Annotated in this window: 21 protein-coding genes and 2 pseudogenes; 12 read left to right on the forward strand and 11 right to left on the reverse strand. The window is 71.9% G+C overall.

Annotated elements, in window-relative coordinates; all coding sequences use genetic code 11:
• The first annotated feature begins 85 nt into the window (after positions 1–85).
• The 5 genes from IEJ02_RS08030 (at position 86) to IEJ02_RS08050 (ending at position 5,865) form a co-directional block, all read left to right on the forward strand.
• Positions 86–352 (forward strand): hypothetical protein, encoded by a 267-nt coding sequence (locus tag IEJ02_RS08030; protein WP_191064099.1) that lies wholly within the window; start codon positions 86–88, stop codon positions 350–352.
• Between the two features lie 78 nt (positions 353–430).
• On the forward strand, positions 431–1,666 hold the full coding sequence (locus IEJ02_RS08035; protein ID WP_191064100.1) for a sensor histidine kinase: 1,236 nt from the start codon (positions 431–433) through the stop codon (positions 1,664–1,666).
• Entirely contained in the window at positions 1,663–2,313 is a 651-nt protein-coding gene (locus IEJ02_RS08040) for a response regulator (protein WP_191064101.1), read from the forward strand. The genes IEJ02_RS08035 and IEJ02_RS08040 overlap by 4 nt, the downstream gene beginning before the upstream one ends.
• Positions 2,314–2,517: 204 nt before the next feature.
• Positions 2,518–3,282, forward strand: coding sequence for an ABC transporter ATP-binding protein (locus tag IEJ02_RS08045; RefSeq protein ID WP_137976551.1), 765 nt, complete (start codon positions 2,518–2,520; stop codon positions 3,280–3,282).
• Between the two features lie 51 nt (positions 3,283–3,333).
• Positions 3,334–5,865 (forward strand): ABC transporter permease, encoded by a 2,532-nt coding sequence (locus IEJ02_RS08050; RefSeq protein WP_191064102.1) that lies wholly within the window; start codon positions 3,334–3,336, stop codon positions 5,863–5,865.
• A gap of 47 nt (positions 5,866–5,912) precedes the next feature.
• Here the strand turns inward: IEJ02_RS08050 and IEJ02_RS08055 are convergent, their stop codons facing one another.
• The 5 genes from IEJ02_RS08055 to IEJ02_RS08075 all read right to left on the reverse strand — a co-directional run bounded on the left by IEJ02_RS08055 (position 5,913) and on the right by IEJ02_RS08075 (position 10,179).
• On the reverse strand, positions 5,913–7,112 hold the full coding sequence (locus IEJ02_RS08055; protein ID WP_191064103.1) for a serine hydrolase domain-containing protein: 1,200 nt from the start codon (positions 7,110–7,112) through the stop codon (positions 5,913–5,915).
• A gap of 95 nt (positions 7,113–7,207) precedes the next feature.
• The gene (locus IEJ02_RS08060; protein WP_191064104.1) at positions 7,208–7,918 is read right to left on the reverse strand and encodes a response regulator; all 711 of its coding nucleotides are present in this window, start codon (positions 7,916–7,918) and stop codon (positions 7,208–7,210) included.
• On the reverse strand, positions 7,915–9,060 hold the full coding sequence (locus IEJ02_RS08065) for an ATP-binding protein (protein ID WP_191064105.1): 1,146 nt from the start codon (positions 9,058–9,060) through the stop codon (positions 7,915–7,917). The genes IEJ02_RS08060 and IEJ02_RS08065 overlap by 4 nt, the downstream gene beginning before the upstream one ends.
• Before the next feature lie 60 nt (positions 9,061–9,120).
• Positions 9,121–9,675, reverse strand: coding sequence for a TetR/AcrR family transcriptional regulator (locus IEJ02_RS08070; RefSeq protein WP_191064106.1), 555 nt, complete (start codon positions 9,673–9,675; stop codon positions 9,121–9,123).
• A gap of 27 nt (positions 9,676–9,702) precedes the next feature.
• On the reverse strand, positions 9,703–10,179 hold the full coding sequence (locus IEJ02_RS08075; RefSeq protein ID WP_191064107.1) for a nuclear transport factor 2 family protein: 477 nt from the start codon (positions 10,177–10,179) through the stop codon (positions 9,703–9,705).
• A gap of 243 nt (positions 10,180–10,422) precedes the next feature.
• Between IEJ02_RS08075 and IEJ02_RS08080 the strand changes: the two genes are divergently transcribed.
• Entirely contained in the window at positions 10,423–11,754 is a 1,332-nt protein-coding gene (locus IEJ02_RS08080) for an FAD-binding oxidoreductase (RefSeq protein ID WP_223863601.1), read from the forward strand.
• 67 nt (positions 11,755–11,821) lie between these two features.
• Here the strand turns inward: IEJ02_RS08080 and IEJ02_RS08085 are convergent.
• Positions 11,822–11,953 (reverse strand): annotated as a pseudogene (locus tag IEJ02_RS08085) (acyl-CoA dehydrogenase family protein); the annotation flags it as partial.
• Between the two features lie 20 nt (positions 11,954–11,973).
• On the opposite strand from IEJ02_RS08085, the gene IEJ02_RS08090 reads away from it, so the two are divergent.
• On the forward strand, positions 11,974–12,780 hold the full coding sequence (locus tag IEJ02_RS08090) for an alpha/beta fold hydrolase (RefSeq protein WP_191064109.1): 807 nt from the start codon (positions 11,974–11,976) through the stop codon (positions 12,778–12,780).
• Between the two features lie 495 nt (positions 12,781–13,275).
• On the opposite strand, the pseudogene IEJ02_RS08095 reads toward IEJ02_RS08090, so the two are convergent.
• Positions 13,276–14,568 (reverse strand): annotated as a pseudogene (locus IEJ02_RS08095) (MFS transporter); the annotation flags it as partial.
• 241 nt (positions 14,569–14,809) lie between these two features.
• A complete protein-coding gene (locus IEJ02_RS08100; protein ID WP_191064110.1) occupies positions 14,810–15,601 on the reverse strand; it encodes a thioesterase family protein in 792 nt (263 codons plus the stop codon).
• A gap of 110 nt (positions 15,602–15,711) precedes the next feature.
• On the opposite strand from IEJ02_RS08100, the gene IEJ02_RS08105 reads away from it, so the two are divergent.
• On the forward strand, positions 15,712–16,368 hold the full coding sequence (locus tag IEJ02_RS08105; RefSeq protein ID WP_137976543.1) for a YceI family protein: 657 nt from the start codon (positions 15,712–15,714) through the stop codon (positions 16,366–16,368).
• Between the two features lie 85 nt (positions 16,369–16,453).
• On the opposite strand, the gene IEJ02_RS08110 is transcribed toward IEJ02_RS08105, so the two are convergent.
• Positions 16,454–16,828: a winged helix-turn-helix transcriptional regulator gene (locus IEJ02_RS08110; RefSeq protein WP_191064111.1), complete on the reverse strand. Its 375-nt coding sequence runs from the start codon at positions 16,826–16,828 to the stop codon at positions 16,454–16,456.
• 138 nt (positions 16,829–16,966) lie between these two features.
• Here IEJ02_RS08110 and IEJ02_RS08115 point away from each other — a divergent pair, with 138 nt between their 5' ends.
• Together IEJ02_RS08115 and IEJ02_RS08120 are read left to right on the forward strand one after the other, a co-directional pair.
• Entirely contained in the window at positions 16,967–17,935 is a 969-nt protein-coding gene (locus tag IEJ02_RS08115) for an NADP-dependent oxidoreductase (RefSeq protein WP_370467000.1), read from the forward strand.
• Between the two features lie 72 nt (positions 17,936–18,007).
• Positions 18,008–18,328 (forward strand): NIPSNAP family protein, encoded by a 321-nt coding sequence (locus tag IEJ02_RS08120; protein ID WP_191064112.1) that lies wholly within the window; start codon positions 18,008–18,010, stop codon positions 18,326–18,328.
• Between the two features lie 50 nt (positions 18,329–18,378).
• Here the strand turns inward: IEJ02_RS08120 and IEJ02_RS08125 are convergent, their stop codons facing one another.
• On the reverse strand, positions 18,379–19,734 hold the full coding sequence (locus IEJ02_RS08125) for an MFS transporter (RefSeq protein ID WP_191064113.1): 1,356 nt from the start codon (positions 19,732–19,734) through the stop codon (positions 18,379–18,381).
• Positions 19,735–19,948: 214 nt separating this feature from the next.
• On the opposite strand from IEJ02_RS08125, the gene IEJ02_RS08130 reads away from it, so the two are divergent.
• The gene (locus tag IEJ02_RS08130; RefSeq protein ID WP_191064114.1) at positions 19,949–21,223 is read left to right on the forward strand and encodes a glucarate dehydratase family protein; all 1,275 of its coding nucleotides are present in this window, start codon (positions 19,949–19,951) and stop codon (positions 21,221–21,223) included.
• Between the two features lie 229 nt (positions 21,224–21,452).
• Positions 21,453–23,315, forward strand: coding sequence for a glycoside hydrolase family 9 protein (locus IEJ02_RS08135; RefSeq protein ID WP_191064115.1), 1,863 nt, complete (start codon positions 21,453–21,455; stop codon positions 23,313–23,315).
• A 76-nt stretch (positions 23,316–23,391) separates the two neighbouring features.
• On the opposite strand, the gene argG is transcribed toward IEJ02_RS08135, so the two are convergent.
• A complete protein-coding gene (argG, locus tag IEJ02_RS08140; RefSeq protein ID WP_137976541.1) occupies positions 23,392–24,840 on the reverse strand; it encodes an argininosuccinate synthase in 1,449 nt (482 codons plus the stop codon).
• Positions 24,841–24,923 lie beyond the last annotated feature (83 nt).

Here is a 24,923-nt window from a genome sequence, read left to right on the forward strand (position 1 = left end):
CACCCACACCGCAGTCGGCCGGGGCCCCGCACTCAGGGGTCCCGGCCTCCGGCATCCGCAGGCCCCACCATCGGGAGAAGACGTCATGCGCCCGCTCACCGCAGTCCTCATCACCGCGGCGGTCGTGGGAACCGGCATCGTCGCGGTCCTCGCCGTCACCGCCCGGGGCGAGGACACCGGCGATCCCCCCGCCCCGGACACCCCACGGACCCACCGGGCGGATCCGCCGGACCCCTCGTACTGGACACCGGAGCGGGTGCGCGACGCACGGCCCGCGCCCATGCCCACCGACCCGGGCCAGAACCCGGGCGCGGGGCCCGGCGCGGGAGGCGGGCGGCAACCGCCGCCGTAGGTGCGTAAGGTGGCGCGGGTGCGAATAGCTGTGTCCTCCGGCCGGCGCGCCGGTTATCGACGTTGGCCGGGGCGGATCGTGATTTCCGTGCTGGCGCTGTGGTTCCTCTTCTCCGTCTACCAGGACGTGCGGGACCGGCTCGTCCTCGACCCGGAGTTCGATACGAAGGCGTTCGCCGGGGACTGGGCGCCGATCGGTTCCGGAGCCCTGGCCGGGGCGATGGCCGTGCTGGCCGTCGTACGCGATGTCCGATGGGTTCCGCGGGCCGCGCTGGTGGCCTGTGCCGGCACCTTCGCGGCCACGGTGGCCTACCACCTGATGCCGGTGAACATGGTGACCAGCGAGTCCAGCGGCACCGAACTCATGGGCCTGCTGTTCCTCCTCGCCGTGGCGGTGCGCCGCTGCGCGCCCTGGTGGGCCCTGGTGTCCGTGGCCGCGATGAGCGTCAGCGTGTTCTCCATCCCGCTCCTGCGGGACTCCGATCCCGGTGACTTCTCCGACAACACCGCGCTGTTGCTGGCGCTGGCCTTCGTCTGCGGGCTGGTGCTGCGGCTCTACGACGCCCAGCAGGAACGCACCGGACAGCTGGTGCGGCAGGAGGAACGGCTCGCGCTGGCCCGGGACCTGCATGACACCGTGGCCCACCAGGTGACCGCGATCGTGGTGCAGCTGCAGGCCGTGCGCCATGTCACCGGGCGGGGCACCCCCGACCCGCAGGCGCTGAACGAGATGCTCGAGGCCGTCGAGCACGCGGGCGGCGAGGCGCTGACGTCGATGCGGCGCCTGGTGGGCTCGATGCGCGGTGACGAGACCCCGCGGCACCCGGAGAACCTCGGCGAGGTCCTCACCCGCATCGTGGAGGAGGCACGGGGGACGGGGCTGCCGGTCCGGCTGGACCTCGGGCGGGACCTGCCGGAGGACGTACCGGCCGAGGTCACCGGCGGGCTGAGCCGCGTCCTTCAGGAGGCCCTGACCAACGCTCAGCGCTATGCGCGCGGAGTGCGGTCGGTGGATGTGTCCGCCCGGGTGGCGGCACGCCACGCCGAACTGGTCGTGGAGGACGACGGACACGGCTCCCCGTCCGGGCACCGGGGCAGCCTCGGCCGGCTCGGCGGCGGCTTCGGCATCATGGGCATGCGGGAGCGGATCGAGCTGCTCGGCGGCGCCTTCGAGGCGGGCCACCGCGCCGAAGGCGGATGGCGGGTGCGCGCCTCCGTACCACTGCGTCCCGACGAGGCAGCGCGCACCCCGCGGACGCGCGGGCGGCACGCCGTACGAACCGGGTTGCGGCTACGGGAGGGCAGGACGGCATGACCATACGCATCCTGGTCGCGGACGATCAGCATCTGGTGCGGGCCGGGTTCCGCATGGTGCTGTCGGCCGAGTCCGACATGGAGGTGGTGGCCGAGGCCGCCGACGGGGCCTCGGCCCTGTCGCTGGCCCGCGAGACCCGGCCGGACGTGTGCCTCGTGGACATCCGGATGCCCCCGCCCGACGGTCTGGAGGTCACCCGCCGGCTGGCCGGCGGCGGACGGCCCGGAGCACCGAAGGTGGTCGTGGTCACCACCTTCGACCTCGATGAGTACGTGTACACGGCGCTGTCGAACGGAGCGTCCGGTTTCCTCCTGAAGGACGCCGGTCCGGCGCTGCTGACCGAGGCCGTGCGGGCGGCCGTCCGCGGGGACGCCATGGTCGCCCCGCAGATCACCCTCCGTCTGCTCCAGCACTTCACCAAGCCCCGGCGGCGCGCCACGCACGAGCCGGCCGAGCCGCTGACCGACCGCGAGGAGGAGGTCATCCAGGGCATCGCCCGCGGACTGACCAACCCGGAGATCGCCGCAGAGCTGTACATCGCGCCCAGCACGGTCAAGACGCATCTGGGGTCGATCCAGGCGAAGTTGGGCCTGCGCAACAGGGTCGAGATCGCGGCCTGGGCCTTCCGCACGGGGCGCGCCGAGTAGCGGTCCCGGACCGGGGGCCCGCGGCCCGCGTGGAGTGTGCCGGGCAGCGGTTCCGCGGCGATCTCCCCCGATCGGGGGATGCGGCTTTCGGATGGTTGGGGGATCCGCGCGGGGGTGGCCGAGCGGGAGGCTCGTGGACGTCGCCACCAGCGGCGGCGCCCTCCGCCACGAGGGCCATCCCCCGAGCGCTCACCGAGGATCGGCATGCACGCACACCAGCCCCCTTCCGCCCCGGAGTCCTACGCGGCCCACACCACCGATCTGACGAAGGTGTACGGCACGGGGGACACCCGTGTGGTGGCCCTCGACGCGGTCACGGTCGGCTTCGGCAAGGGGCGGTTCACCGCGATCATGGGTCCGTCCGGGTCGGGGAAGTCCACCCTGATGCACTGCATGGCCGGTCTCGACTCGCCGTCCTTCGGCTCGGTCCGCCTCGGTGACACGGAGATCGCCTCCCTGAACGACCGTCAGCTCACCCGGCTGCGCCGCGACCGCGTCGGCTTCGTCTTCCAGGCGTTCAACCTGCTGCCCACGCTGAGCGCGCTGGAGAACATCACCCTCCCCATGGACATCGCGGGCCGCAAACCGGAGCGGGCCTGGCTGGAGAGCATCATCCGGACCGTCGGCCTGGCCGACCGGCTCGGCCACCGGCCCGCCCAGCTCTCCGGCGGCCAGCAGCAGCGCGTCGCCGTCGCCCGCGCGCTGGCCGGGCGGCCCGACATCGTCTTCGCCGACGAGCCCACCGGCAACCTCGACTCCCGCAGCGGCGCCGAGATCCTCGAGTTCCTGCGCGGCTCCGCGAGCTCGCTGGGCCAGACCGTCGTGATGGTCACCCATGACCCCGTCGCCGCCTCCTACGCGGACCGCGTGGTGTTCCTCGCCGACGGCCGCATCGTCGACGAACTTCACGCGCCGACGGCCGAGGCCGTCCTGGAGCGCATGGGCCGCCTGACCCCGGCGCACGCCTGACACCCGCCCTGCTCCCACCTCACACCCGGCACCCTCCCGGAAGGCCGTCCCGTGTTCCGTACCGCCGTGCGCAACCTCCTCGCGCACAAAGCCCGCCTGCTGATGACCATGCTCGCCGTGCTGCTCGGCGTCGCCTTCGTCGCGGGCACCCTCGTCTTCACCGACACCGTCAGCAACGCCTACAAGCAGCAGTCCCTCACCTCCTTGAACCATGTCTCGGTCCAGGCCGAACCGCCCTTCGACCAGAAGATCGGCGAACCCGGCACCGTCGGGAAGGACACGCTGCGGAGTCTGCGACGGCTGCCCGGCGTGGCGTCGGTCACCGGCACCATCGAAGGGTTCACCGCCGTGGCCGGCAAGGACGGCGCTCCGATCGGCGTGAAACACTCGACCATGGGCGGCAACTACTTCCCGCAGGCCGATGGCAAGGACAACCGCCACCCCCTGACCGCCGGACGGGCCCCCAGCGGGCCCGACGAGGTGCTGATGGACACCAGCACCGCCGACCAGGGCGGTTACCGGCTCGGCGACACCGTCCGGCTGGCCGTCGACGGACCGGTGCTGCACAAGAAACTCGTCGGCCTCGTCCGCACCGACGACACCGCCGCCTCCGGTGCCACCCTCGTACTCTTCGACGACGCCACCGCACAGAAGCTGTTCCTCGCCCCCGGGCAGTACGGCGGGGTCACCCTCGAGGCCGACCGTGGCACTTCCGAGGAGCGGCTCGCCGCCGAGACGCGCGATCTGCTGCCCAAGGACTTCGACGTCAGCACCGGAACGCAACTGCGCGAACAGGAGCGGTCCGACGCCGCCGACAGCGCGACGGGGCTCAGCCAGGTGCTGACCGTCTTCGCCGCCATCGCGCTGTTCGTCGGCATCTTCGTCATCGGCAACACCTTCACCATGCTCGTCACCCAGCGTTCGCGGGAGATGGCCCTGATGCGGGCCGTCGGCGCCGACCGCCGCCAGGTGACCCGCTCCGTCCTCATCGAGGCCGCCCTGCTGGGGCTGTGCGCCGGCGCGGCGGGCTTCGTGCTCGGCATCGGCGTGGCCGTGGGGATCCGGCAGTTGTTCGGGGCCACCGGGTCCGGTTTCCCGGACGGGCCGCTGATCGTCTCTCCGCGCACCGTACTGGTCTCGTTCCTGGTGGGCGTCGTCGTCACCATGCTCGCCGCCTATGTGCCGGCCCGCCGCGCCGCCGCCGTGCCTCCCGTGGCGGCCATGTCCGCGATCCACACGCCCCCGCCGGTCCGCAGCCTCCGCAGGCGCAACGCGATCGGCGTCGCCCTGCTCGCCATCGGCGTGCTCGGCGTGCTGTACACGGTGTCCAGGGGTGAGGAGGGCAGGACCACCGTCTTCTACCCGGCCGCCCTGCTGCTCATCGGGATCATCGTGATGACGCCGATGCTCTCCGGCCCGGCCATCTCCCTGGCCGGCCCGCTGCTGCGCCGCTTCGGCGTCCCCGGCACGCTGGCGCCGCGCAACGCCCGGCGCAACCCCCGGCGCACCGCCTCCACGGCCTCGGCCCTGATGATCGGGCTGTCCCTCGTCACGGGCCTCACGGTGGTCGCGGTGTCCACCACGGCATCGCTCCACCGTGGAGCCGAGAACAGCGTCAGGGCCGACTTCGAGATCTCGGCCAAGAACTTCGACCACCTGCCGGCGTCGGCCCACGCCTCCCTGGAGAAGTCCGCGGCCGTGACCTCCTCCAGCCCGCAGCGCGAGACCACGGTGCGGACCGGCGACACCGAGGTCGACCTGACCGGTGTGGATCCCCGGACCATCGGCGGCCTCCTCGACCCGAGCTTCGTCTCGGGATCGTTGGCCGACCTGAGCGCCGGCGGGGGCAAGAACCTGCTGATCGACACCCGGACGGCCGACCTCGAGGGCTGGTCCGCGGGACAGCGGATTCCGGTGGTCTACGAGAACGGTGACCGGGACACCCTACGGATCGGCGGCATCTACCACGACGACGAATTCCTCCCCTCCACCATGATGCCGGTGGCCACGCTGCAGCCCCATCTGAAGGAGATCAAGGACACGTCGGTCCTGGTGCGCACCAAGGCCGGTGACGGCGACGACGTACGGCGGTCCCTCGAGCGCACCCTCGACCGCAACCCCCTTGTCCAGGTGCGGAACGTCGAGGACCTGGCCGAGGCGGCCGGCGGCGAGGCCGTCACGCTGCTCCTCAACGTCCTCTATGCGCTGCTGGCCATGGCGGTGGTGATCGCCGTCCTGGGGGTCGTCAACACCCTCGCGATGTCCGTGCACGAGCGCACCCGTGAGATCGGGATGCTGCGCGCGGTGGGACTCCAGCCCGAGCAGGCGAAGCTCATGATCCGACTGGAGTCCCTGCTGATCTCCCTCTTCGGGGCCCTTCTGGGCATCGGCGCGGGCGTCTTCCTCGGGTGGGCCGCGGGCCGGTTCGTCACCGACTCCATCCGGGATTACGAGATGGTCATCCCCTGGGGCCGCATCGCCGTGGCCCTCGTGGGCGCCGCGCTCGTCGGGGTGCTCGCCGGACTCTGGCCCGCCCGCCGCGCGGCCCGGCTGAACGTCCTCACGGCGCTCAAGGCGGACTGAGCCGCGTCGTGGGCGCGGGGCGACGCGCCGCCGTGAGGCGGCGCCGCTCAGGGGTTGCCGAAGGCCGCCACCATGATGTTCCGCACCACCGTGTTCATCTCCTGGCCCTTGGCGTCGGTGGAGTTCACGCTGTAGACGAGGGTGCGCGAGCCGTCGCGGGTGGAGACGATGCCGGTGTTGTAGCCCCAGCGGCCGCCCGACTTCCCCCACACCTCCCGGCCGCCCAGCTTCTTCATCGACAGTCCGATCGAGTACGCGGCCGGGTCGCCGGTGGTGAAGTCCGCCACCTTCGGCAGCGTGAACATCTCCCGCAGCAGCGGGCCGCGCACCACCCGCCCCCGGAACAGGGCCTTGGTGAACCGCTCCAGGTCCGCCGTGGTCGAGATGATGTCCCCGGCCGCCCAGCCGTCCGTCGGCCCCCACACCGACACATCGCGCAGCCCGGTCGTGCCGTCGTCCAGCCGCATCCTCTGGTAGCCGTGGTTGTGCGGCCCGGCGATGTGCGGATCCCTCCCCGGGAGGTAGGTGTCGCGCAGGCCCAGGGGCTTCAGGATCCGGCGGGTCACCTGGTGTTCGTACGTGTCGCCCGTGATCCGCTCGATGACCAGAGCGGCGACGGTGTAGCCGATGTTCAGGTAGTGCTGCTTCTCGCCGGGCGCGAACTCGCGCTGCTTCGCGGTGGCCGAGCGGACCATCTCCTCGGGGTCATGGATCCGGAAGCGGTCGGCGTACCGCTCCTCGACCGTGTCCCCGGGGATGTCGGCGGCCGGGATGCCGTGCGTGTGATTGAGCAACTGCCGGACGGTGACCTTCCCGTACGACGCCGGGATCAGCTCCGGCAGATACGAGCGAGCCGTGCGGTCCAGGTCGAGCGTGCCCTCGGCGGCCAGTTGCAGGGCGACCGCGGCCGTGAAGACCTTGGTCACCGAACCGGCGCGGAACCGGCCCGCCGGATCGGCCGGCCGGTTGGTCGTCAGGTCGTGCACGCCCGAACTGCCTCTCCAGACGCCCTCGGTGCCCCCGAGCCGTACCAGCGCGGCCGTGGCATCGCGCGTCGGCAGATCCGCGATGGCGGCCTTCAGCGCGGGGATCCCGGACCGCTCGGAGACGGTGGGTGACGAGGTGGCCGTGGGCGATGAGCCGTCCGCGTGCGACGAGGTGGCCGCGAGGGCCGGCGGCACCGCCGGGCCCGCCACGACGCCCAGGACGAGCGCCGCGGCCAGCAGGGTGCGGTTGGTGCTCTTCATGGTCAACTCCAGTGACATGAGCCGTTGTTCTCGGTGGCTCCATCCTGGTGACCGGCGGTCTCGCGCGGATCGCCCGCGCGGGCGGTGTCGCGGGGTCAGTTCCTCGCCGACGCGGGGGAGGAGCCGGGCCGGGCCGCTCCCCCGGGCGGGGGATCCCCGGCCGTGATCAGGCCCGTCTCGTAGGCGCAGATCACCGCCTGGATCCGGTCCCGCAGCCCCAGCTTGGCGAGCACATTGCCGACGTGGGTCTTGACCGTGTGATCGCTGACGACCAGCTCCGCGGCGATCTCGGCGTTCGACAGGCCCCGCGCCAGCAGCAGCAGCGTCTCCCGCTCCCGCCCGGTCAGCGCGTCCAGCCGGGGATCGGGCCGCCGTGGCCGGGCGGTGGCCCGGGTGTACTGCTCCACCAGACGCCGGGCCACCGACGGCGCGAGCAGCGAGTCGCCCCGCGCCACCACCCGTACCGCGTGCACCAGATCGTCCCTGCGCACATCCTTCAGCAGGAAGCCGCTCGCGCCCGCGTGCAGTGCCTCGTAGACGTACTCGTCGGAGTCGAAGGTCGTCAGCATCACCGTCCGGCAGGCGCCGGACGCGGCGATCTCGCGGCATGCCTCGATACCGTCCACGCGTGGCATCCGGATGTCCAGCAGGGCCACATCGGGCGTGTGCCGCCGCACCGCCTCGACGGCCTCGGCCCCGTCGCCCGCCTCCGCGACCACCTCGATGTCCGGCTGGGCGTCAAGGATCATGGCGAAGCCGCCGCGCACCAGCTCCTGGTCGTCGGCCACCACCACACGGATCGTCAACGCGCCACCTCCGCCGTGGAGGGTACGGGCAGGTGGACCCGTACCTCGAAGCCCCGGCCGTCCGGGCCCGGCCCGGTGGCCGCCGTACCGCCGTGCGCCGCCGCCCGCTCGCGGACCCCGATCAGACCGTGGCCGCCACCGGAACCGGGCCGCGGTCCGCGCCCGTCGTCCAGCACCCGGATGTCCACCGCGCCTTCGCCATAGGTGAGTTGGACCAGAACGCCGCGGGCCGCCGCGTGCTTGACCACGTTGGTCAGGGCCTCCTGGACGATCCGGAAGACGCTCGCCCCGGTGGCCTCCGGCAGCGGCCGCAGGGCCCCCACCGACTCGTACGTCACATCGAGGCCACTCGCCCGGATCCGGTCGAGCAGCTCGGGCAGATCGGCCGGGCCCGGCTGTGGCTCACGCGGGGCGCGGCCCGGCTCCTCGCCCTCGCGCAGCACGCCCAGCATCCGGCGCAGCTGGGCCATCGCGTCCCGGCCCGTCGCGGAGATGGCGTCGAAGGCGGCCTCGGCCCGCTCCGGGGCCGTCCGCACCGCCACCGGACCGGCCTCCGCCTGCACGATCATCAGGCTCACCGCATGGGAGAGGATGTCGTGCATCTCCCGTGCGATCCGGGTCCGTTCGCGCGCGGCGGCCCGCTCCGCCTCGATCCGGTGCCCCCGCTGCCGGGCATCGGTCAGCCGCCCGAAGACATAGGCCGCCGCGAACACGAAGAGGGAGAAGGTCAGCTCACGGGCCGTCCGGGTGTTCAGCCACACCGACACCGGCACGGCGACCGTCAGCAGACCCCCGGCGACCAGCCGCTTCCACGGCGGTGAAACGGCGGCGACGGTATAGATGATGACGAGGCCGGTGTACGGCAGCGGCTGCCCGGGCCCCTCCACCGCCAGCTTGTACAGCGCGCTGGTCGCGATGATCGCGGTCAGCACGGCGAGGGGAGCGCGCCGGCGCCAGATCAGGGGGACGACGGTGAGCGTGGTCAGCCCGTAGGCGGGCCAGGTCGCCGGCTCCTGACCGGGTGGCCGCGGCACCACGAACGGCATCGTCATGGCCGCCTGGACCAGGAGCGCGATCCCGATGTCCACGGCATGGGGGTGGGCTGCTCCCAGCGCCCGGCCCCGCTCCCACCACCCCCGCATGAGACTGGATGGTAGCCGCTGTGCCCGTGATGGCGACGGCTGTGCCCGTACTGGTGACGGCTATGCCCCCTCCAGCAGGACGCGTGCGGCCGCTTTCGCCTGGTGCGCGGGTTCGGCGCTGCCGCTGATCGCCGCGGTGGTGATGGCGCCTTCGGCCAGCAGGGCCAGGTGGTCGCCCAGCGAGGCCGGTTTGCCCGCGGCCGCCGTCAGTTCGGTGAGGTAGCGGAAGAACGCCTCCTTGTGTGCCCGGGCCGTCTCGGCGACGGCCGAGGAGGTGGCGCCGAGTTCCCCGAAGGAGTTGCTGAAGGCGCAGCCGCGGAAGTCCGGCTCGCCGAACCACTCGTGGAGCCAGTCGAAGACCGCCAGGATGCTCTCCTCGGGGGTGGCCTGGGCATCGGCGTACGCGGCCAGCTTCTGGCGCCAGCGGACGTCGCGCCGCCGCAGATAGGCCTGTATGAGCTCGCCCTTGGACGGGAAGAGCTGGTAGAGCCGTTTGAGGGAGACACCTGACGCGGAGCGGATCTCGTCCATGCCCACCGCCTGGATGCCCCGTCCGTAGAACAGGGTCTCGGCCGCGTCGAGGATCTTCAGCTCCGCGGTCTCGGGACTGATCATTGCCTTGCTCTCCTGGTGTCCGGCCGGTCAGAGGCCGAGGTCGCTCAGCCCGGGGTGGTCGTCGGGGCGGCGCCCGAGCGGCCAGTGGTACAGGCGCTCCGACTCCTTGATGGGGAGGTCGTTGATGCAGGCGTAGCGCAGGCGCATCAGGCCGCCTGCGTCGAATTCCCAGTTCTCGTTGCCGTAGGAGCGGAACCAGTTGCCGGAGTCGTCGTGGGATTCGTAGGCGAAGCGTACGGCGATGCGGTCGCCGTCGAAGGCCCACAGCTCCTTGATGAGCCGGTAGTCAAGCTCCTTCGCCCACTTGCGGGTGAGGAAGGCGACGATCTCCTCGCGCCCGGTGGCGAACTCCGCGCGGTTCCGCCAGCGCGAGTCGACGGTGTAGGCCAGGGCGACCTTCTCCGGGTCCCGGGAGTTCCAGCCGTCCTCCGCCAGCCGGACCTTCTCGATGGCGGTCTCGCGGGTGAACGGGGGGAACGGCGGACGTGCGGCGTCGGTCGTCATGTCGACTCCTCGAGTCGTGCGGAGAGGAGGGGGGAACGAGCGTTCTCCCCATCGGGCGCGAGCGTAGGAGAACGATGGTTCTCGCGCAAGTGCCGACCCGCCGCCGTCCCGGAGACAGGGGGTGGTGATCACGTTTTTCGATGGCGGTGGGTACCGTGCGAGCGGGAAGTACCGTGTTCGACGACAAGGCAGGGGACCGGCGTGTTGCTCGATGATCTGCGGCAGGAGCTGCCGGACGGCCGGATGGTCGAGGACCCCGGCGTCGCCGCCGGATTCGTCCACGACGAGGCGGAGTGGGCACCGTACGGCACGCCCCGCGTGGTGGTGCGGCCACGTACGGCGCCGGAGGTGCGCTCCGTGGTGCGGGCCTGTGTACGGCACGGGGTTCCGCTGGTCACCCGGGGTGCGGGCACCGGCCTTTCCGGCGGTGCCAACGCCGTCGAGGGCTGTGTGGTGCTCTCCACCGAGGCCATGGACACCATCCACGAGATCGACCCCGTGGAGCGCCTCGCGGTCGTCGGACCCGGGGTGGTCAACGACGATCTGCGGGCCGCCTGCGCCGAGCGGGGGCTGTGGTACCCGCCGGACCCGGCGAGCGCGCCCTGGTCCACCATCGGCGGCAATGTGGCGACCAACGCGGGCGGGCTGTGCTGTGTGAAGTACGGCGTCACCCGTGACTATGTGCTCGGCCTGGAAGTGGTGACCGGCACCGGTGAGCTGGTGCGGCTCGGCCGCAGGACCGCCAAGGGCGTCGCCGGGTACGACCTGGCGGGGCTGATGGTCGGCTCCGAGGGCACCCTGGGAGTGATCACCGAGGTCACGGTGCGGCTGCGGCCCCGCCGCGAGGCGGAGCGCACGGTCGCCGGATACTTCTCCTCGGTCGTGGCGGCGGGACGCGCGGTGGCCGCGATCGGGGCCGCGGGGCTCACCCCGTCCGCGCTGGAGCTGATCGACCGGCACTGCCTGGCGGCGGTCGACAAGTGGAAGAACATGGGCCTGTCCGTCGACGCGGACGTGGTGCTCCTCGGGCGTACGGACGCCCCGGGCCCGGCCGGCGCGCAGGAGGCCGAGCGCATGCTCGCCTGTTTCGAGGAGGCCGGGGCGACCTGGGCCGCGCAGTCCACGGACCAGGAGGAGGCCGACGCGCTGTTCGCGGCCAGGCGGCTCGCCTACCCGGCGCTGGAGCGGCTGGGGCCGGTGCTCACCGAGGACGTGTGCGTGCCCAAGGCGGCCGTCCCGGAGATGCTGGCGCGCATCGAGCGCGCCGCCACCCGCCATGACACGCTCATCGCCAACATCGCCCACGCTGGTGACGGCAACCTCCATCCGCTGCTGATCACCCAGCCCGGCGACACGGCGGCGCGGGAGCGGGCCCAGGCCGCGTTCCACGAGATCATCGCGGACGCCATCGACCTCGGTGGCACGGTCACCGGTGAACACGGTGTGGGCCTGCTGAAGCGGGAGGGCCTGGAGCAGGAGCTCACCCCGGCCGTTCTGGACATGCACCGCGCGGTCAAGGCGGCCCTCGACCCGCACGGCATCCTCAACCCGGGCAAGGTCATCGCCCGCGGCTGAGCGGGCGGCGGCTGAGCGCGCGGCGGGGACGTGGGCGGCTAGGGCGCGGGCGGCTAGGGAGTGGGCGTCACTCCAGTCCGCCTCGTTTGACGAGCCGCGCCGCGATCACATTGCGCTGGATCTCGTTGGTGCCCTCGCCGACGATCATCAGGGGCGCGTCGCGGAAGTAGCGCTCCACGTACACCTGAGAACATAAACCCCGAGAGGCGACAGACACCCATGCCACGCACCGACGCCCCCCAGCAGGTCAGCGGCCACGCCCGCGCACTGGACGGCACCCTCCTCGCCTACCAGCGCCAGGGGACCGGAGCGCCGCTGGTGCTCCTGGCCGGCCAGGCCAACAACCACCACTGGTGGGACGGCATACGGGCGGACTTCCACGCCACGCACTCCACCCTCACCATGGACTGGCGCGGCACCGGGGAGAGCGGAAAGCCCGACCACCCCTACGCGACACGGGACTTCGCCGACGATGTGATCGCCGTCCTCGACCATCTGGGCATCGAATCCGCCGATCTGTACGGGACCTCCATGGGAGGACGGGTCGCCCAGTGGGTCGCCGCCCGCCACCCGCACCGGATCCGGCGGCTCGTCCTCGGCTGCACCTCACCCGGCGGGCCACGGGCGACGGAGCGCGACATGGCGGTACGCCGCTCCCTGGCCCAGGCCGACGCGCGGGCGGCGAGGGAGGCGCTGATCGACCTCATGTACACCCCCGCCTGGCGGTCCGGGCACCCCGGGCCGTACACGACCCTCGGCGACCCCGCCATGCCCCCGCACGCCCGGCGGCGCCACCTGGTCGCCAGCAATGAACACGACGCCTGGGACGTCCTCCCGCTGATCGGCGCGCCCACGCTGATCCTGCACGGAGCGGACGACCGGCTCACCCCGGCGGTCAACGCACCGCTGCTCGCCTCGCGCATCCCCCGGGCACGGACGCACATCTTCGAGGGCGCCCGGCACGGCTACTTCGAGGAGTGCCGCCCGGAAGCCGGGGCGGTCGTGTCGTCGTTCCTCACCGACTGACATGCCATCGCGGCCAAGAACCCCTTCCGCGCCGCGCCGACCCCGCTCAGCTCGTACGTCGCCGCATGGGCCCCCGGGACCCGTCACGGCCGAGGACGCCCTGGCCGCCGGTCCTCTCGCGGCCCTCTCGCGGCCCTCGACCTGCCGGAGCCCGTGGCGGGGGACGGTGATCCCCTGCCGCCGCTGTGGCACTGGCTCTCCTTCCTGCGGTGGCCCACCCAGCGGGAGCTCGGCACCGACGGCCACCCCCGGGAACGGGCACCTGCTGCCGCCCATCCCGCACCGGCAGCGGATGATCGCCGGTGGTCGGTGCGAGATCGCCGAACCGCCGCGCCTCGGCGAGCCCGCAAGGGGAGGAGGGCTACCCGGGCCCCGTCGTCCACGGCCCGCTGCCGGCCCTGCTCATGCTCGAACTCGCCCGCCGCCACGCCCCGGCACGGCGGGTGGCCGCCCTGTCCTACCGGTTGCGGCGGCCGCTGTTCGCCGGGGAGCGCCTCCTCGCGTGCGGCACACCGTCCGGCAACCGCGGGGGGCGATGTGGGCGCGCAGGGACACCACCGTCAGCAGGGCCAGGGCCGTGCCCACGAGCGGCACGGTGAAGGCGGCGCTCGCGCCGAAGCCGTCCGCCACCTGTCCGCCCGCCGTCACCGCCGCGGCCTGCCCCAGCGCGACCGAGCCGGTCAGCCAGGTGAACGCCTCCGTGCGGGAGGCGGCCGGGACCAGCGCCTCCACCAGGGTGTACCCGGTGATCAGCGCCGGTGCGATACACAGGCCCGCCAGCAGCCCCAGCCCGCCCAGCGGCAGCGGCGCGGACACCGCCCACAGCGTCGAGCAGATCAGCGTCAGCGCGGCGTAGGCGGTCAGCAGCCGCCGGCGCGGGGAGGTACGCCAGGCGATGGCGCCGCAGGCCACGCCCGCGAGCATGTTGCCCGCCGCGAAGACGCCGTACAGCACACCGTTCAGACCCGGTCGGCCCTGTTCCTGGGTGAGGGCGGTCAGGGCGACCTGCATCCCGCCGAAGACCGAGCCGATGCCCAGGAAGGCCACGGCCAGCACCCGCACACCCGGCACGGACAGGGCCGACGCCTGCCGCTCCCGCGCCCCCGCCCGCGCCGGGCTCGGCGGTGGCGCGGTACGGCGCCGGGCCGCGAAGAGCAGCCCGCCCACCAGCGTCAGCGCGGCCTCCGCGACCAGGCCGGAGGCCGGGTGCACGGCGGTACTCAAGGCGGTGGCGAGGACGGGGCCGATGACGAACGTCAGCTCGTCCGTCACGGACTCGAACGCGGCCGCCGTCGCCAGCAGCGGATGGCGTCCCGGGCGCGGCCCGGACCCGCCCGGCGCGCCGTCCCCGAGGGCGGCCGCCCAGCGGGCCCGCACCATGGGCCCGACCTGCGGGACGGAGGCGCCCGTGGGCACCGCGGCGGCGAGAAGCGCCCACAGTGGCGCGTGGGCCAGTGCGAGCACGGTCAGCAGGGCCGCGGCCGCCGCGTGGAGCAGCACACCCGGCACCAGGACCGCGCGCTGCCCGTGGCGGTCGGCCAGCTTGCCGCTCTGGGGCGCGAACAGCGCCATGGAGACGCCGGTGACGGCCGCGACCGCACCGGCGGCACCGTACGACCCGGTGGTGTGGCGCAGCAGGAGCACGATGCTGATCGTCAGCATCGCGAACGGCTGCCGGGCGGCGAACCCGGGCAGCAGGAAGGTCCACGCGCCCGGGGTGCGCAGCAGCTGCCGGTAGCCGACGCGCTGAACGGGGGGAGGGGTGTCGCTGGAGACCGCGGATGCCACGGCCGACGCCTTTCCGCCGCCTGGTAGCGCACCCGGGCCGGCGTGGCGGAGTGCGCCGAGAGCTGTCCTCTCGCGCTGGACCGGGGTAGATACCGGGTCCGCGCCGATCAGGGGGCTTGAAGGACCGCGGCCGCCGAGCGGTCGCGCCAGCTCTGCGTCAGGCAGAGTGGTTCGTTGCTTGCTCGGCTCATCGTACAGGGGGAGCCGCCACCTCGCCGGTGGCGGCCTGTCCCGTGCGCGGTCAGGTGCCGGGCAGGGGCCGGACGGTGAGGATCTGCTGGGCGTGGCCGACCGGACCGCGCAGGTCGTGCAGCACGGTGCTGGTGGTGCCCTGACCGGTGCCGCCGAAGGTGACCGTGGTGTCCAGCCCGGTCCAGCGGCCCTCGGGCTGCCGGTGGAGGTGGATGGTCAGGTCGACGTTGGGGAACATCCAGGCGGTGGGCGACTGCCGCACCGCGATGCCGTTGGCGGTGTCCACGAGCGCGATGTACGAGGCCAGCGGGGTGCTGGTCTGCCCCGCCACGAGGTCGAGCGGGGTGGAGACCCAGACGGTCGCGCGGCCCGGCTCGCGCGGCCCGAGCGGACGGGAGTCCAGGGAGGCGATGTACCCGCCGGGCCACAGCGAGCCCATCGCCCAGGGTTCGAGCTTCCCGGGAGGGGTGAGCCGCTCCCCGGCGCCACCGGCCACGGAAGCGGTGTCCACGGCGGCGAGGAGCCAGGCGCGGGCCCGGACCACGGGACGGTCCGCGATGAGCACCACGGCCTCGAGGAGTTCGATGGTGCGGCCGGGCCGGATGGTCTCCACCCGGATCTCGCACTCGTCGAGGGCGAGCCGCCCGAGGATGTCGAAGCTGATCCGGCTGAGCAGCAGCCCGGTGTCCGGACGGGTGGCGAGGTGGCGGTCGATGGCGTGGACGATGAGGCCACCGAGCGGGCTGAAGTGCTGTTCGTCGGTGCTCCAGGCGCCACTGACGTGGGAGGTGGGCTTGTAGCGGTGCTCGTCGATCGGCTCGTAGTAACTATCGGTCGTCAACGGGGGCTTCTCCTCGGGGGTAACATCGCGGACACTTACTCAAGATCCTTGAGTATCTGCTCTTGATCAAGGGTTGCGTCATCCCGTAAGTTGAAATAACAACGGGTGGCATGAACCTGTTCAGCCGCAGTACCGCCCGCCGCGCGATCGCCAGCGCCGCACCGGCGGCCCCCACTACTCGGGCGACGTCCGGCGCCGTCGCTCTGCCGGATCCCGGCCTCGCGGCTCTCACCGGAGAGTGGATCGTCGACCCGGCGCACAGCCGGATCGGTTTCTCCGTCCGGCACGCCATGGTGAGCACGGTGCGTGGCGCCTTCACGGAGTTCGAGAGCCGTCTCTACTTCGACGGCCGCGACCCGCGCCGTTCCCGGGCCGAGGTCCTGCTGTCCACCGCCAGTGTCCAGACCGGTGTCGAGCAGCGCGACGACCACTTGATGGGCCGGGATTTCCTGGACGCGAGAGCCTTCCCGCACATCCGGTTCATCAGCACCGCCGTGGAGACCGCGGGCCCGGACGTCTACCGCATGGCCGGGGACCTCACGATCAGGGACGTCACCCGCCCCGTCGTCCTGGAGCTCACCTACATCGGACATGTCACGGATCCCTTCGGCTACCAGCGGGCGGGCTTCGACGGCACGACCACCATCAACCGCTCCGAATGGGGGCTGACCTACAACGCCAGGCTGGCCGAGGGCGGTGCCCTGGTGAGTGAGAAGGTCCGCCTCCAGTTCGACATCGCCGCCATCCGTACCGCTCCCACCGCCTGACAGGACCCGGAACAGGGCGCCCTCCCGTCAACGGGGTGGGTGCTGAGGGGGGGGCCGGGCGGCGGCGGCAGGGGACCGGCGCCGTCTACATCGGCTTCGTGGCCGTGGTGGTGAGATCCAGATTGTCCTCCACCCACAGACGCAGATTCCTGAGCGGAACGGACGCGCTGTGGCCCAGGGAGGAGAGCTCGTACTCCACATGGAGCGGGACGGCCGGGTAGACGGTCCGCTCCACCAGCCCGGCGTCTTCGAGGCGCCGCAGCGTCTGGGTGAGCACCTTGGGGCTGACCCCCTGAAGGCGGCGCTGCAGCGCGCCGAATCGGAGGGGGCCGTCCTCCAGGGCGCCGATGGCCAGCGCCGACCACTTGTTCGCCAGCAGGTCCAGCATGGCGCGGCACGGGCACTGGGCCTCGTACACATCATGATGGGCGTGCTGGCCCGTGTGGCATCGCGTACTCATGGAGGAAACCTTCCGGGGCTGCTTCGTACTACCCAAAAGGTAGCAGTGTCCCTTGTGGGTAACCAGGTCCCCGAGGTTAGCGTGCGAGCGCGCCCGGAGAGCGGGCGCGAACGATACGGATGAGCTCAGGAGGCACACGTGTCCAGGTCCATGATGCGTGCGGTGGTGCAGGACGCGCTCGGCGGCCCGGAGGTGCTGCGCGTCGCGGAGGTCGCGCGGCCGGAGCCGATCCCCACCGAGGTGCTGGTGCGGGTGCACGCCGCCGGCATCAACCCGGTCGACTGGAAGACCCGTCAGGGCGGCGGGATGGCGGGCGTGCTCGGCGAGCCGCCGTTCACCCTGGGCTGGGATGTCTCCGGTATGGTCGAGGAAGTCGGGTTCGGGGTGACCACGCTGGCCCCCGGTGACGAGGTGTACGGGATGCCGTGGTTCCCCCGTCAGGCGGGTGGCTACGCGGAGTTCGTGACGGCCCCCGCCCGCCAGTTCGCCCGTAAGCCCGCCACGCTGGGCCACGAGGCGGCGGCCGCCGTGCCGCTGGCGGCGCTGACGGCCTGGCAGATCCTGGTGGACACCGCCAAGGTGGAGGCCGGGCAGCGGGTTCTGGTGCACGCCGCCGCCGGTGGCGTCGGCCACTTCGCCGTCCAGTTCGCGCGGCACCTGGGGGCGACGGTCGTGGGGACCGCCCGGGAGAGCCGTCACGAATGGCTCGGCCGGCTCGGAGCGGCGGAGCTGATCGACTACACCGAGCAGCGCTTCGAGGACACGGTCGAGAACGTCGATGTGGTGATCGACCTGCTGGGCGAGGAGCACGACGCCACCAGCACCCGTTCCCTGAAGGTGCTCAAGAAGGGGGGCCTGCTGGTGGCCGTCCCCGGTGGCGTCGGCCCCGAGCTGCGGGAGGCCGCGGACGCCCGCGGGGTGCGCACCAGCCCCTTCCTCGTCGAGCCGGACGGCGCCGCCCTGACCACCATCGCCGACCTCATCGACCAGGGAGCGGTCGAGGTCGAGGTCGAGGACGTCTTCCCGCTGGAGGAGGCCGGCCGCGCCCACCGCCAGGGGGAGGATGGCCACACCCGCGGCAAGCTGGTGCTCCGCACCGGCGCCTGACCGCTCCACGGCCGAAGGCCGACGCCCGAGGCCACTTCCCGCCACTCGTCACACCAGTCCGAGGAGACGCGCATGTTCTATGAGATCCGCCGCTACCAGACCAGGCCCGGCCGCCGGGAGGAATGGGTCAGCTTCATGGAGGAGGTGGTGATCCCCTTCCAGACGTCGCGGGGGATGAACGTCATCGCCTCGTTCATCGACGAGGAGGACCCCGACGGCTATGTGTGGATGCGGCGCTTCGCCGACGAGGCGGAGCGGGTGCGGCTCTACGAGGCCGTCTACCAGAGCGAGCGGTGGCAGCAGGAGATCGGGCCCCGGGTCGACGAACTGCTGTTCCGGGAGAAGATCCAGGTCACGCGCGCCGTGCCCACGTCCGCGTCCGGGCTTCGCTGACCGAGACGGCCCCGCCCGGAACCACACGGATCCGGGCGGGGCCGCCGGGGTCACCCGGAGACGGTCCGGACGGGGGCGGGCTCGGCGGCTTCCGCTCCGCCACGGCCGCTGCCGCGGCGGATGAAGTAGACGCCGACGGTGGCGAGCAGCGAGGCCGCGGAGAGCGCGTAGAGGCCGCCGTTGGTGCTGCCCGTCGTCTCCTCCAGATAGCCGAAGAGGGTGGGGGAGACGAAGCCGCCGAGGTTGCCGAGGGAGTTGACGACGGCGAGCCCCGCGGCCGTGACCTTGAGGTCGAGCGTGGACTGGGCCAGCGGCCAGAAGAGGTTGGCGGCGCATTTGCTGCCGACGGCGGCCAGGGTGACGGCCGCGAGCCCGAACCACGGGGAGCCCAGGGTGGCGAGGAAGGTGCCGATGGCGGACAGCACCAGCACGATCGCGAGGTAGGGCCGACGGTCCGGCACGCGGTCGGTGTAGCGGCTCATCGTGTACATCGCGATGACCGCGCAGATCCACGGAATGGCCGTGAGCAGCCCGATCTGGAAGGGCGAGAGCCCGCCGATGTCGTCCACCAGGCTCGGCAGCCAGAAGGTGATCGCGTATCCGGTGAGCGCCATGGCGAAGAACACGCCGGTGAGCAGCGCCACCTGGGGGTGGATCACCAGGCGCAGCCTGGACACCTGGGGCTCGCGGCTGCGCGCCTCGCGGTCCCGCTCGATCGCCGCGCTGAGGGCGGCCTTCTCCTCGGCGCTCAGCCAGCGGGCGTCGCTGATCCGCGAGACGAGGAAGAATGCGGCGACGAGGCCCACGGCGATGGAGACGGCGCCTTCGAGCGCGAACATCCAGCGCCAGCCGGCGATTCCGCCCAGGCCGTGCATTTCCAGCAGCGCGCCGCTGATGGGGCCGGTGACGATGTAGGCGGTGGCCGAGCCGCCGAGGAAGATGGCGCTGGCCCGGCCGCGCGCGGAGTCCGGTAGCCAGGTGGTGAGGTAGTACATCACACCGGGGAAGAACCCCGCCTCCGCGATGCCCAGCAGGAACCGCAGGATGTAGAAGGAGGTGGCCCCCGTCATGAAGCACATCAGGACGGTCACCGCGCCCCAGCTGATCATGATCCGGGTGAGCCAGACGCGGGCGCCGAAGCGCTCCATCAGCATGTTGCTGGGGACTTCGAGCAGGGCGTAGCCGATGAAGAACAGCCCGGCGCCGAGCCCGTAGGCCGCGCTTCCGATGCCGATGTCGGCCTTGAGGTCGTCCTGGACGAAGCCGACGTTGGTGCGGTCCATCTGATTGACCACGAGCATGATGACCAGGATGGGCATCACACGTCGCAGAAACTTGGTCACGGACCGTTGGACGAGCTCCGAGGAGGCGGCCGCATCACGGTCGGGGGCGGGGGGATTCACCATGGCGGCTCTCCTCGCATCGTTCACACACATGAACCCACGGGAAGTGGGGTGCAGACCTTACGAGCACGCGTTCCGCCGGTCAATGACTCCGGAAGCAACAATTCCACGCCGAATCACACGAGTTGTGGCAGGCGTTTTGGCTGCTCGTCGACGGGGCAGCCCCTTGATAGGGTTCACCCACCTACCAGCTGTTCAACCATATGAATGGACGTCGATGTCTGACGGAGCCCCCCTGCGCATCACGGATGTCACCATCACCCCCGTCGCCTTCCGCGACCCGGCCCTGCTCAACTCCGTCGGCGTCCACGAGCCCTTCGCGCTCCGCTCGATCGTGCAGATCCACACCGACGCGGGCCTGACCGGGCTCGGCGAGACCTACGCCGACGAGCTCCACCTGGAGCGCCTGGCGGCCGTCGGACACGAGATCGTCGGGCTGGACGCCTTCGCCACCGAGGAGCTGCACCAGCGCGTCCAGCGGGTCATCGACCGCGTGGGCGGCTCCGGCGGCTCCGGGCTCACCGGCATGATCACCACCAGCAGCACCGTCGACCGGGTGGTCTCCCCGTTCGAGGTGGCGCTCCTGGACATCCAGGGCAAGGCCATCGGCCGCCCGGTCAGCGACCTGCTCGGCGGCGCCGTGCGGTCCGCCGTCCCGTTCAGCGCGTACCTCTTCTACAAGTGGGCCGCCCACCCCGGCCAGGAGCCGGACGAGTGGGGCGAGGCCCTCGACCCCGATGCCATCGTGGCGCAGGCCCGCCGGATGGTGGACGACTACGGCTTCACCGCGATCAAGCTGAAGGGCGGTGTCCGGCCCCCGGAGGAGGAGATCGAGGCGATCAGGGCGCTGCGCCGCGCCTTCCCCGACCATCCGCTGCGCCTGGACCCCAATGCCGTCTGGACGACGGAGACCTCGGTGAAGGTCGGGCGCGCGCTCGAGGGCGTGCTGGAGTACCTGGAGGACCCCACCCCCGGGATCGACGGCATGGCCGCGGTCGCCCGCGAGGTCCCCATGCCGCTGGCCACCAACATGTGCGTGGTCGCCTTCGACGAGCTGGCCCCCGCGGTGGCCGCCGACGCCGTCCAGGTCGTCCTCTCCGACCACCACTACTGGGGCGGGCTGCGCCGTTCCAAGCTGCTCTCCGGCATCTGCGACACCTTCGGCATGGGCCTGTCCATGCACTCGAACTCGCACCTGGGCATCAGCCTGGCCGCGATGACCCACCTCGCCGCGGCCACTCCGAACCTCACCTACGCCTGCGACACCCACTGGCCGTGGAAGACCGAGGACGTGATCGTGGACGGCGCGCTGACCTTCGTGGACGGCGCGGTGCCCGTGCCGGGCGCCCCCGGCCTCGGTGTGGAGCTGGACCCCGACGCCCTGGCGCGCCTGCATGAGAGTTACGTCCGGTGCGGACTGCGCAACCGCGATGACACCGGGTACATGCGGCGCTTCGACCCGTCCTTCCAGGCGGACCTCGCCCGCTGGTAGCCCGCCGCCACCGCGGCTCACCTCCTGACATACCTCGATCGAAGGAGGCCGGCCCCGGTCACCTGGTGTACCCGGATTTCGGCTAAGCGTACGAAGCCGCAGGCCAGGGCCTCTTCCTAGCCTCTGAGGGACGGAAAAGACGCCGAACCCCCGGAAGTGCTGAGTCTTGTCTGCTACCGCTCCTCGCGCACGGATCACCCCTGATCGGACCGACCGCCGCCGCCGGCGCATGGTGGGCGCGGCGGTCGCGGCCGGACTGACCCTCGGCGCCCTGGCCGCGCCCGCGGCGGGCGCCGCGGACCTCCACGCGCGGCACGGAGCCGGGACGGCCGCTCCCAAGGTCGACACCGGCTCGCCGGTGCGGGTGAACCAGGTCGGCTATCTGACCCACGGCCCCAAGAAGGGCACCGTCGTCACCCCCGCCACCAAGCCGCTGACCTGGACGCTCCGGGCCGCCGACGGCACCGAGCGGGCGAGCGGGACCACCACCCCCGCGGGCGTGGACCCCAGCTCCCGCCGACACGTCCAGACCTTCGACTTCAGCAAGGTCACGGACGCGGGCGAGGGCTACACCATCACCATCGACGGGAAGAAGAGCGAGCCGTTCGCCATCGGCGACCACCTCTACGACTCGCTGCGGAGCGACGCGCTCGCGTACTTCTACCACAACCGCAGTGGCATCAAGATCGACAAGGACCTGGTGGGTGCCAAGTACGCCCGTCCCGCGGGCCACGACAAGGCGGCCCCGCACCGGGGCGACACCGACGTCCCGTGCGTCAAGGGCGTGTGCGACTACCGCCGGAATGTCTCCGGTGGCTGGTACGACGCCGGTGACCAGGGCAAGTACGTCGTCAACGGCGGTATCTCGGTGGCCCAGCTGATGTCCGCGTACGAGCGCACCCGCACCACCAAGGGCGTCGACGCCGCCTCGCTGGGCGACGGCCGGCTCCGGGTGCCCGAGCGTGGCAACGGCGTCCCGGACATCCTGGACGAGGCCCGCTGGGAGATGGAATTCCTCCTGCGCATGCAGGTGCCGAAGGGCAAGCCGCTCGCCGGTATGGCGTTCCATAAGGTGCACGACAAGCAGTGGACCGGGTTCCCCACCCGGCCGGACCAGGACCGGCAGCAGCGCGAGCTGCACAAGCCGTCCACCGCGGCCACACTCAACCTGGCGGCGTCCGCCGCGCAGAGCGCCCGGCTGTTCAAGCCCTACGACCCGGCGTTCGCCGCCCGCTGTCTGCACGCGGCCCGGGCCGCGTGGGACGCGGCCAAGGCACACCCGAAGATCTTCGCCGGCGACAAGGACTCCACGGGCGGCGGCGCCTACGGCGACCGGTACGTCGGCGACGAGTTCTACTGGGCCGCGGCCGAGCTGTTCATCACCACCGGCGACCCCACCTACGCCAAGGCGGTGCTCGACTCGCCGCTGCACCACGACGTGGGCGCGCTCTTCCCGCGCGGCGGCGGCATGTCATGGGCCTCGACCGCGGGCCTCGGCGCGCTGGACCTGGCCACCGTCCCCAACAAGCTCACCGCGCCGCAGCGCGCCGAGGTGCGCGCGATGGTGACGAAGGCCGCCGACCGCTACGCCGCGGACTCCGCCAAGTCGGCCTACGGTGTGCCGTACGCGCCCAAGGACGGCATGTACGAGTGGGGCTCCAACAGCCAGGTGCTCAACAACATGATCGTGCTCGCCACCGCCCACGACCTGACGGGCAAGCCCCGCTACCTCGACGCGGTGCTCCGCGGCATGGACTATCTGCTGGGCGGCAATCCGCTCAACCAGTCCTATGTCACCGGCTACGGCGAACGGGACTCGCACAACCAGCACCACCGCTTCTGGGCCCACCAGCGCGACCACCGGCTGCCGCACCCGGCGCCCGGTTCGCTGGCGGGCGGCCCGAACTCCGGGCTCCAGGACCCGGTGGCCAAGAAGAAGCTGAAGGGCTGCGCCCCGGCGATGTGCTACACCGACAGCCTGATGGCGTTCTCCACCAACGAGATCACCATCAACTGGAACGCGCCGCTGGCCTGGATCGCCTCGTACGTCGACGGCCTGGGCGGCGGCACGGCGGAACAGTCCGTGCGCTGACCCGGCCCCACCGGAACACGCCGCCGCCCACCCGCGCTCGGGCGCGGGTGGGCGGCGGACCAGGGAAGCGGGGAGGTCAGTCGGCGCCGAACTCCATCGCGGCGCGGTCGAGCAGCTTGTCCTGTCCGGATACCTGTCCGTCCGAGGCGATCGCCTCGGAGGCGCCCTGCGGCATCGCGCCGATCAGCCCGGTGGAGGCCGCCTGCGCGGCGCCGATCAGCGCCGGATGCGAGCTGCCGACCATGCCGAGACCGGCGTACTGCTCCAGCTTGGCGCGCGAGTCGGCGATGTCGAGGTTGCGCATGGTCAGCTGGCCGATCCGGTCCACCGGACCGAAGGCGGAGTCCTCGGTCCGCTCCATGGAGAGCTTGTCCGGGTGGTAGCTGAACGCCGGTCCGGAGGTGTCCAGGATGGAGTAGTCCTCACCGCGCCGCAGCCGCAGGGTCACCTCACCGGTGATCGCCGCGCCGACCCAGCGCTGCAGCGACTCGCGCACCATCAGCGCCTGCGGGTCCAGCCAGCGGCCCTCGTACATCAGCCGGCCGAGGCGGCGCCCCTCGGTGTGGTAGGTGGCGACGGTGTCCTCGTTGTGGATCGCGTTGACCAGCCGCTCGTACGCCGCGTGCAGCAGCGCCATGCCCGGTGCCTCGTAGATGCCCCGGCTCTTGGCCTCGATGACGCGGTTCTCGATCTGGTCGGACATGCCCAGGCCGTGGCGGCCGCCGATGGCGTTGGCCTCCAGCACCAGATCGACGGCGGAGGCGAACTCCTTGCCGTTGATCGTCACCGGCCGGCCCTGCTCGAAGCCGATCGTGACGTCCTCGGCCGCTATCTCGACCGACGGGTCCCAGAACCGTACGCCCATGATCGGCTGGACGATCTCGATGCCCGTGTCGAGGTGCTCGAGCGACTTGGCCTCGTGGGTGGCGCCCCAGATGTTGGCGTCGGTGGAGTACGCCTTCTCCGCGCTGTCCCGGTAGGGCAGGTCATGGGCGAGCAGCCACTCCGACATCTCCTTGCGGCCGCCGAGCTCGCTGACGAAGTCGGCGTCCAGCCACGGCTTGTAGATCCGCAGGGAGGGGTTGGCCAGCAGGCCGTAGCGGTAGAACCGCTCGATGTCATTGCCCTTGAAGGTGGAGCCGTCGCCCCAGATCTGCACATCGTCCTCGAGCATGGCGCGCACCAGCAGGGTGCCGGTGACCGCCCGCCCGAGCGGTGTGGTGTTGAAGTAGCTGCGGCCGCCGGAGCGGATGTGGAACGCCCCGCAGGCCAGGGCCGCGAGCCCCTCCTCCACCAGGGCCGCCCGGCAGTCCACCAGCCGGGCGACCTCCGCGCCGTACGTCGTGGCGCGCCCGGGGACCGAGGCGATGTCGGGCTCGTCGTACTGGCCGATGTCGGCGGTGTAGGTGCAGGGCACCGCGCCCTTGTCGCGCATCCACGCGACCGCTACCGAGGTGTCGAGGCCGCCGGAGAAGGCGATCCCGACGCGTTCGCCGACGGGGAGGGAGGTGAGAACTTTGGACACAGCAGGAGTATGCAGTCTTCCGCATGATCATGCAAGGCCTCCTGGTGATGACCTTGATCCCCACCTCGCTCCCCGGCGTGAGG

Source organism: Streptomyces sp. 5-10 (assembly GCF_014712245.1).
Taxonomy (GTDB): domain Bacteria; phylum Actinomycetota; class Actinomycetes; order Streptomycetales; family Streptomycetaceae; genus Streptomyces; species Streptomyces violaceusniger.

Coding starts and splice junctions, on each gene's coding strand:
- IEJ02_RS08070 (WP_191064106.1), bottom strand. CDS start 9,675: ATGATCAGTCCCGAGACCGCGGAGCTGAAGATCCTCGACGCGGCCGAG.
- IEJ02_RS08110 (WP_191064111.1), bottom strand. CDS start 16,828: ATGAGTACGCGATGCCACACGGGCCAGCACGCCCATCATGATGTGTAC.
- IEJ02_RS08105 (WP_137976543.1), top strand. CDS start 15,712: ATGAACCTGTTCAGCCGCAGTACCGCCCGCCGCGCGATCGCCAGCGCC.
- IEJ02_RS08030 (WP_191064099.1), top strand. CDS start 86: ATGCGCCCGCTCACCGCAGTCCTCATCACCGCGGCGGTCGTGGGAACC.
- IEJ02_RS08120 (WP_191064112.1), top strand. CDS start 18,008: ATGTTCTATGAGATCCGCCGCTACCAGACCAGGCCCGGCCGCCGGGAG.
- IEJ02_RS08130 (WP_191064114.1), top strand. CDS start 19,949: ATGTCTGACGGAGCCCCCCTGCGCATCACGGATGTCACCATCACCCCC.
- IEJ02_RS08075 (WP_191064107.1), bottom strand. CDS start 10,179: ATGACGACCGACGCCGCACGTCCGCCGTTCCCCCCGTTCACCCGCGAG.
- IEJ02_RS08055 (WP_191064103.1), bottom strand. CDS start 7,112: ATGAAGAGCACCAACCGCACCCTGCTGGCCGCGGCGCTCGTCCTGGGC.
- IEJ02_RS08090 (WP_191064109.1), top strand. CDS start 11,974: ATGCCACGCACCGACGCCCCCCAGCAGGTCAGCGGCCACGCCCGCGCA.
- IEJ02_RS08125 (WP_191064113.1), bottom strand. CDS start 19,734: ATGGTGAATCCCCCCGCCCCCGACCGTGATGCGGCCGCCTCCTCGGAG.
- IEJ02_RS08045 (WP_137976551.1), top strand. CDS start 2,518: ATGCACGCACACCAGCCCCCTTCCGCCCCGGAGTCCTACGCGGCCCAC.
- IEJ02_RS08135 (WP_191064115.1), top strand. CDS start 21,453: ATGGTGGGCGCGGCGGTCGCGGCCGGACTGACCCTCGGCGCCCTGGCC.
- IEJ02_RS08065 (WP_191064105.1), bottom strand. CDS start 9,060: ATGCGGGGGTGGTGGGAGCGGGGCCGGGCGCTGGGAGCAGCCCACCCC.
- IEJ02_RS08080 (WP_223863601.1), top strand. CDS start 10,423: ATGGTCGAGGACCCCGGCGTCGCCGCCGGATTCGTCCACGACGAGGCG.
- IEJ02_RS08040 (WP_191064101.1), top strand. CDS start 1,663: ATGACCATACGCATCCTGGTCGCGGACGATCAGCATCTGGTGCGGGCC.